This is a genomic window from Streptomyces hokutonensis, assembly GCF_042751305.1.
GTDB classification, from domain to species: Bacteria; Actinomycetota; Actinomycetes; order Streptomycetales; family Streptomycetaceae; genus Streptomyces; species Streptomyces hokutonensis_A.
In genome coordinates this window covers 268,818-275,018 of the sequence record NZ_JBHYWD010000008.1, presented here as the reverse complement: position 1 = coordinate 275,018, position 6,201 = coordinate 268,818, and the positions used below count along the sequence as shown (strand labels likewise).

7 protein-coding genes are annotated in these 6,201 nt (G+C 68.7%); 4 read left to right on the top strand and 3 right to left on the bottom strand.

Annotated features, from left to right (window positions below; translation table 11 throughout):
* Positions 1-201 precede the first annotated feature (201 nt).
* On the bottom strand, positions 202-1,065 hold the full coding sequence (locus tag ACFXC1_RS23040) for a diacylglycerol kinase family protein (protein ID WP_381245341.1): 864 nt from the start codon (positions 1,063-1,065) through the stop codon (positions 202-204).
* A gap of 187 nt (positions 1,066-1,252) precedes the next feature.
* Between ACFXC1_RS23040 and ACFXC1_RS23035 the strand changes: the two genes are divergently transcribed.
* The 3 genes from ACFXC1_RS23035 (at position 1,253) to ACFXC1_RS23025 (ending at position 4,851) form a co-directional block, all read left to right on the top strand.
* The gene (locus ACFXC1_RS23035) at positions 1,253-2,536 is read left to right on the top strand and encodes an adenylosuccinate synthase (protein ID WP_381245339.1); all 1,284 of its coding nucleotides are present in this window, start codon (positions 1,253-1,255) and stop codon (positions 2,534-2,536) included.
* A gap of 163 nt (positions 2,537-2,699) precedes the next feature.
* Positions 2,700-4,520, top strand: coding sequence for a bifunctional metallophosphatase/5'-nucleotidase (locus tag ACFXC1_RS23030; protein ID WP_381245337.1), 1,821 nt, complete (start codon positions 2,700-2,702; stop codon positions 4,518-4,520).
* Between the two features lie 40 nt (positions 4,521-4,560).
* Entirely contained in the window at positions 4,561-4,851 is a 291-nt protein-coding gene (locus ACFXC1_RS23025) for a hypothetical protein (RefSeq protein WP_381245335.1), read from the top strand.
* Position 4,852: 1 nt separating this feature from the next.
* Here ACFXC1_RS23025 and ACFXC1_RS23020 read toward each other — a convergent pair whose 3' ends face one another.
* Positions 4,853-5,455, bottom strand: coding sequence for a TetR/AcrR family transcriptional regulator (locus tag ACFXC1_RS23020; protein WP_381245334.1), 603 nt, complete (start codon positions 5,453-5,455; stop codon positions 4,853-4,855).
* A 178-nt stretch (positions 5,456-5,633) separates the two neighbouring features.
* Here ACFXC1_RS23020 and ACFXC1_RS23015 point away from each other — a divergent pair, with 178 nt between their 5' ends.
* The gene (locus tag ACFXC1_RS23015; protein ID WP_381245332.1) at positions 5,634-5,924 is read left to right on the top strand and encodes a hypothetical protein; all 291 of its coding nucleotides are present in this window, start codon (positions 5,634-5,636) and stop codon (positions 5,922-5,924) included.
* A gap of 4 nt (positions 5,925-5,928) precedes the next feature.
* On the opposite strand, the gene ACFXC1_RS23010 is transcribed toward ACFXC1_RS23015, so the two are convergent.
* Positions 5,929-6,144: a tautomerase family protein gene (locus tag ACFXC1_RS23010; protein WP_381245331.1), complete on the bottom strand. Its 216-nt coding sequence runs from the start codon at positions 6,142-6,144 to the stop codon at positions 5,929-5,931.
* Positions 6,145-6,201: the final 57 nt, after the last annotated feature.

The window sequence follows — 6,201 nt, the reverse complement described above, 5'->3', positions numbered from 1 at the left end:
CGTCGCGATCAGGGCCGCGCGCGCGCGCGCGAGTCAGATAAACTCCCAAGAGCTAGGTCGCGGAGCCACCCCCCCCCCCTGCCCGGCCCCCCCCCCGGGCGTTCGGGGGCCGGCCCCCGTGACGGGGTCTAAGGGGCGGCGCCCCTGGAGGACGGGACGGGTAGGGGCGGCGGGGGCGAAGAATCCCCCGCCCCCGGAGGGTCACCCCACCGAAGGCAACGTAAGCCCCCAAGCCCCCTCCCGAACCACCCACGTCCGCGTCCGTACCGGCCCCGCCACCACCGCGTCCGCCCGGTAGCGGAAATCCGCCCCGGACACAGTCACCGACCGCCCCCGCGTGTACAGCGGTGACGCCTCCGCCCCCACCGAGACCGGCCGTACCTCCACCTCGGCCAGCCCCGACGCCCCCGGTCTGACCGACACCGTCTCCACCGGCTGGTCCAGGTCGACCAGGGTGACGCCGTCGACCTCGACCCGCAGCCGGGCCGGGCCGAAGCGGGGCTCGCGGGTGAGCGGCTCCCGTGGCGGGCGGGCCGGGACCAGGGTCCGTACCAGCGACTGGCAGGTCCGCAGCCACGAGGCGTGCCCGGTGCCGGCGGGCGACGGCACCGCGGGTGAGGGGAGCGAGGGGATCCGCAGCGCGCCCAGCACCACCCCGTCGCTGTCGTCGACCAGCAGGTCCATCCGCCGTACGACCCCGTCGAGGACCGCCCGTGCCGCCGCCACCGCCCCCGTGGGCACCCCCAGCGCCCCCGCGAGGGACAGCGCGCCGCCCACCGGCACCATCGACAGGGCGCATCCGGCCAGCTCCCGCTGGCGGTGCAGCAGGGACACGGTCCGCATCAGGGCCCGGTCGTCGCCCACCAGCACCGGTCTCCGTGAGCCCCGCCGGGCCAGGACCCGGGCGAATTCCTCGGGCCCCTCCGGCATGCACACCTTGGTCGCCGCACCCGCGCTGAGCACGTCTTTCGCGATGCGGACGGACTCTCCGTCGGTGCGCCGGGCGACCGGATCGATGACGACCAGGAGCTGATCGGAAGTCGCGAAAGTCGCCACCTCGGCCATGCCTCGCTTCCTCGGGTAGCATCTTTGTGCAAGAGCCCCTTGCGCTATTGCGCCAGGGGCTTCGTCTATTCCGGGGCATCCGGTCCGACGGGTTGCGGCCGACGAGGGTCGCTGACGTACGAGGCACACGCTGTGCGGCGTACGTCTCTGACCTTGGACATGCCCCGCCCGGAAGGGGTGTACGCGCGTGCCCGCACTTGTGCTGCTCGGTGCTCAGTGGGGTGACGAAGGCAAGGGAAAGGCGACGGACCTGCTAGGCGGTTCCGTCGACTATGTGGTGCGCTACCAGGGCGGCAACAACGCCGGCCACACGGTAGTCGTGGGCGATCAGAAGTACGCCCTTCACCTGCTCCCTTCCGGGATCCTCACACCGGAGTGCACTCCGGTCATCGGCAACGGTGTCGTCGTCGACCCGTCGGTCCTGTTCTCCGAGCTGAACGGGCTGAACGAGCGCGGCGTCGACACGTCCAAGCTCCTGATCAGCGGTAACGCTCACATCATCACGCCCTACAACGTGACGGTGGACAAGGTGACCGAGCGCTTCCTCGGGAAGCGGAAGATCGGGACGACGGGCCGCGGTATCGGGCCCACCTACGCGGACAAGATCAACCGCGTAGGCATCCGGGTCCAGGACCTCTACGACGAGTCGATCCTGACGCAGAAGGTCGAGGCGTCCCTCGACGTCAAGAACCAGATGCTCACCAAGCTCTACAACCGGCGCGCGATCGCGATCGAGCAGGTCGTCGAGGAGCTGCTGTCCTACGCGGACCGCCTCAAGCCGTACGTCGCCGACACGGTCCTCGTCCTCAACCAGGCGCTGGACCAGGACAAGGTCGTCCTCTTCGAGGGCGGCCAGGGCACCCTCCTCGACATCGACCACGGGACCTATCCCTTCGTCACGTCCTCGAACCCCACCGCCGGTGGCGCGTGCACGGGCGCGGGTGTCGGCCCCACCAAGATCAGCCGGGTCATCGGCATCCTGAAGGCCTACACGACCCGCGTCGGCTCGGGCCCGTTCCCGACCGAGCTGTTCGACGCGGACGGTGACGCGCTGCGCCGTATCGGCGGCGAGCGGGGCGTCACCACCGGCCGCGACCGGCGCTGCGGCTGGTTCGACGCGGTCATCGCCCGCTACGCGACCCGCGTGAACGGCCTGACCGACTTCTTCCTCACCAAGCTCGACGTCCTCACCGGCTGGGAAGAGATCCCGGTCTGTGTGGCCTACGAGATCGACGGCAAGCGCGTCGAGGAACTCCCGTACTCGCAGACCGACTTCCACCACGCGAAGCCGATCTACGAGAACCTGCCCGGCTGGAGCGAGGACATCACGAAGGCCAAGACCTTCGCGGACCTCCCGAAGAACGCGCAGGCGTACGTGAAGGCGCTGGAGGAGATGTCGGGCGCGCCGATCTCCGCGATCGGTGTCGGACCGGGACGTACGGAGACGATCGAGATCAACTCGTTCATCTAGGACGGCGGTTGCTTGCCGCACTTGGGCCGGTCTTGGGAAACCTTGACCGGCCCTTGGGCTGTCCGTGGTTACGCCGGTAACAGGCGGAGGCCAGCATCTACGCGGGTAGCCCGCCGCGCCCCGCACGCAACACCCGCCCTCTGTGCCCTTCCAGGAGTCCTTAATGCCCGTCAATCCCATGAACCGCCGTGAGTTCGTGCAGAAGTCCGCCGTCACCGGCGCTGTCGTGGCCGTCGCGGGGACGGCGGCGGCGACCCCGGCCGAGGCCGCCGACCGGCACAAGCCGAAGCCCAAGCCCAAGACCTGGTCGTTCTCCGTCCTGGGCACGACCGACCTGCACAGTCACGTCTTCAACTGGGACTACTACACCAACGCCGCCCCGGTGGACTCCAAGGGCAACACCTACGGCATCGCCCGCATCGCCACCCTGGTCAAGAACCTGCGCGCCGAGAAGGGCAAGGACCGGGTGCTGCTCGTCGACGCGGGCGACATCATCCAGGGCACGTCCCTCGCGTACTACTACGCGAACGTCGACCCCATCACGGGCAAGGACGGCAAGCGCGGCCCCAAGCACCCCATGGCCGTCGCCATGAACGAGATGCGCTACGACGCCGCCGCCCTCGGCAACCACGAGTTCAACTACGGCGTCGACGTGCTGCGTGCCTTCGAGAAGCAGTGCCACTTCCCGCTGCTCGGCGCCAACGCCCTGGACGCGAAGACCCTCAGGCCCGCCTTCGAGCCCTACACGGTCAAGCGCATCAAGGTGCCCGGCGCGCCGGACATCAAGGTCGGCATCCTCGGCCTCACCAACCCGGGCATCGCGCTGTGGGACAAGGACAACGTCAGCGGCAAGCTGGTCTTCCCCGGGCTCGTCGAGCAGGCGAAGAAGTACGTGCCGCGGCTGCGCGCGCTCGGCTGCGACGTCGTCTTCCTCACCGACCACTCCGGTCTGGACGGGTCGACGTCGTGGGGCGACGAGCTCCCGTACGTGGAGAACGCGTCGAACCTGGTCGCCCAGCAGGTCCCCGGCATCGACGCGATCCTCGTCGGCCACACCCACGTCGACGTCCCCACCTACACGGTGAAGAACGAGGAGACCGGCGAGGACGTCCTCCTGTCCGAGCCGTACTGCTACGGCTACCGCCTGTCCGTCTTCGACTTCGAGCTGGAACTCGTGCGCGGCTGCTGGAAGATCACCAGCAAGACGGCGACCACGCTCAACAGCAACACGGTCGCGGAGGACAAGAGGATCACCGAACTCCTCACCGCCGACCACGACCTGGTCGTCAAGTACGTCAACACGGCGATCGGCACCAGCACCGAGAACATGCCGACCGCGGAGGCCTGCTGGAAGGACGTCCCCGCCATCGACTTCATCCACGAGGTCCAGATGGAGACGGTGAAGGCGGGCCTGTCGGCGGCGGACGCCGCGCTCCCGCTGATCTCGGTGGCAGCCTGCTTCAGCCGTACCGCCGACATCCCCAAGGGCGACGTGACCATCCGCGACGTCGCCGGCCTCTACATCTACGAGAACACCCTCTACGGCAAGAAGCTCACCGGCGCCCAGCTCAAGGACTACCTGGAGTACGCGGCGAAGTACTACCACCAGGTCCCGGCCGGCACCGCGGTCGACACCGCGACCCTCACCAACGCCAACAGCTTCTGGGACTACATGTACGACACGGCGGCCGGTGTCTCCTACGAGATCGACATCGCGGCGGCCGAGGGCTCCCGCATCAAGAACCTCACCTACAACGGCGCCGCGATCCCCGACGACCAGGTCTTCGTCGTCGCGGTCAACAACTACCGCGCCAACGGCGGCAGCGGCTACCCGCACATCGCCGCCGCGGAGTCCGCCTACAGCTCCACCAACCAGGTCCGCGACCTGATGATCGCCTACGCCACGGCCAAGGGCACCATCGACCCGTCCACCTTCGCAGCCACCAACTGGAAGCTGACCCAGGCCGGCACGCCGGTCTTCTAGACTCCGCACCTACCTTCTGCGCCGAGCGTGAGGAGCACGGATGTCCATGGCAGTCCTGGGGCGGGGCGAGACCCGCACCGCTCTGATCCTGGAGTCCGTGCTCAGCACGGCGGCCGTGGTGTGGTGGTCGACCCTCCTGTGGGCGCACCGCGACGCCCTGTACGCGGTGCCCGACGCCGTGGCGCTGATCCTCGCGGTAGTGCTGTCGCTGCTGGTCACGTGGACCGTGTGGCTTCGGGCCGGCCGGCTGCGGAGCGCGAATCTGACGCTGGTCGCGGTCCGCGGCGTCGCGGTGCTGACGTTGTGTCTCTGGCTCCTTCAGGACCTGTAGGTCAGTCGGGGCAGGTGGGTGGCAGGCCGAGGCAGGCGTGCAGGGCCTGGCTCAACCGGGTGTCGACGGCCGCCCGTTCGGTCTCGGAGGGTGGTTCCTCCGGCGGGATCAGTGCGTACGGCAGCGCCGTGGTGAGTACGGCGAGCGTGACCGTGTCCCGCTCGGCGCTGCCGCGCAGCTGCGGGGTCACATGCTTGGCCAGCCACTGCCGGGCGATCCCGTGCCACTCGGTGTCCGTGCGGAGGACGGCGGCGTACGTCATCGCCGGTTCGGTCCGCGCCATCGCCGCGACGACCGGATGCTCCCGCAACAGCCGGGCCGCCCGCACCACGAAGCGCACCGCCAGACACTCCGGCGGCGGCAACGGGCCGTGGACTTCCAGGGCCACGTGCAGCACACGCTTCAGTTCCTGCAACGCGGCCTCGCGCAGGAGTACCTGGGGAGAGGCCCAATTCCGGTAGAAGTACTGGCGGTTGGAGTCGGCCAGCCGGGCGATATGGGTGACACCCACGCGCCGGGGCCCGCGCACGGCCATCGCGTCCAGCGTCGCGCGGTACACCGTGCCCATTCCGGGCGGGGCCTGGACATGCCGTGAGCTGCTCATGTGAGCAGTTTGGGGTGGGGGGAGGGTGGGTGTCCCAAAAAAGTGTGTCGGTTTCGCCTGAAAGTGTCACGCTTTTTTGAGGAGGGGTAGGGGGCGCTCTCACTGGGACGCTCCCTTTGTCCGGGCATATCCTGAACTTGTCCGCCCCGCGCACGCCGATCAGAAGAAGGTGACTGCGATGCGCATGATGCTGAAAGCGTCCATGGACACGGAGAAGGGGAACGAGGCCATCCGCAACGGGACTCTGGGGAAGCTGATGGAGGAGTCCCTGGAGCAGATCAAGCCCGAGGCGGCCTACTTCACCGCCGACGGCGGCAAGCGCACCGCGTTCCTGTTCTTCGATCTGAAGGACCCCTCCGACATCCCGTCCATCAGTGAGCCGTTCTTCCTCAACCTGGGTGCCGACCTGACCTGGACCCCGGTGATGAACGCGGAGGACGTCCAGACGGGTCTCGGCAAGATCCGCTAGGCCCTCACTGCCGCGGTGTCCCCTGGATCTTGGCGAGGGTCAGGACACCGCCGCCGATACCCCATCCCGCGTCGGCGACCTCTTCCACCAGGACGAGCGTGGTGGCCCGTGCGCCGTCGCCGAAGATCTCGGCGTACAGGTCAGTGGTGCGCGTGATGATCTGCTCCTTCTGCTCGGCGGTGAGGGTGCCGGCGGGGACCTTGAAGTTCGCGAAAGGCATGGTGCTCTCTTTCATTGCGCTGTCGGTGTGGGGCAACTGTCCGTCGCCGGCGTCCGC

Coding starts and splice junctions, on each gene's coding strand:
- ACFXC1_RS23040 (WP_381245341.1), bottom strand. CDS start 1,065: ATGGCCGAGGTGGCGACTTTCGCGACTTCCGATCAGCTCCTGGTCGTC.
- ACFXC1_RS23030 (WP_381245337.1), top strand. CDS start 2,700: ATGCCCGTCAATCCCATGAACCGCCGTGAGTTCGTGCAGAAGTCCGCC.
- ACFXC1_RS23025 (WP_381245335.1), top strand. CDS start 4,561: ATGTCCATGGCAGTCCTGGGGCGGGGCGAGACCCGCACCGCTCTGATC.
- ACFXC1_RS23020 (WP_381245334.1), bottom strand. CDS start 5,455: ATGAGCAGCTCACGGCATGTCCAGGCCCCGCCCGGAATGGGCACGGTG.
- ACFXC1_RS23015 (WP_381245332.1), top strand. CDS start 5,634: ATGCGCATGATGCTGAAAGCGTCCATGGACACGGAGAAGGGGAACGAG.
- ACFXC1_RS23010 (WP_381245331.1), bottom strand. CDS start 6,144: ATGCCTTTCGCGAACTTCAAGGTCCCCGCCGGCACCCTCACCGCCGAG.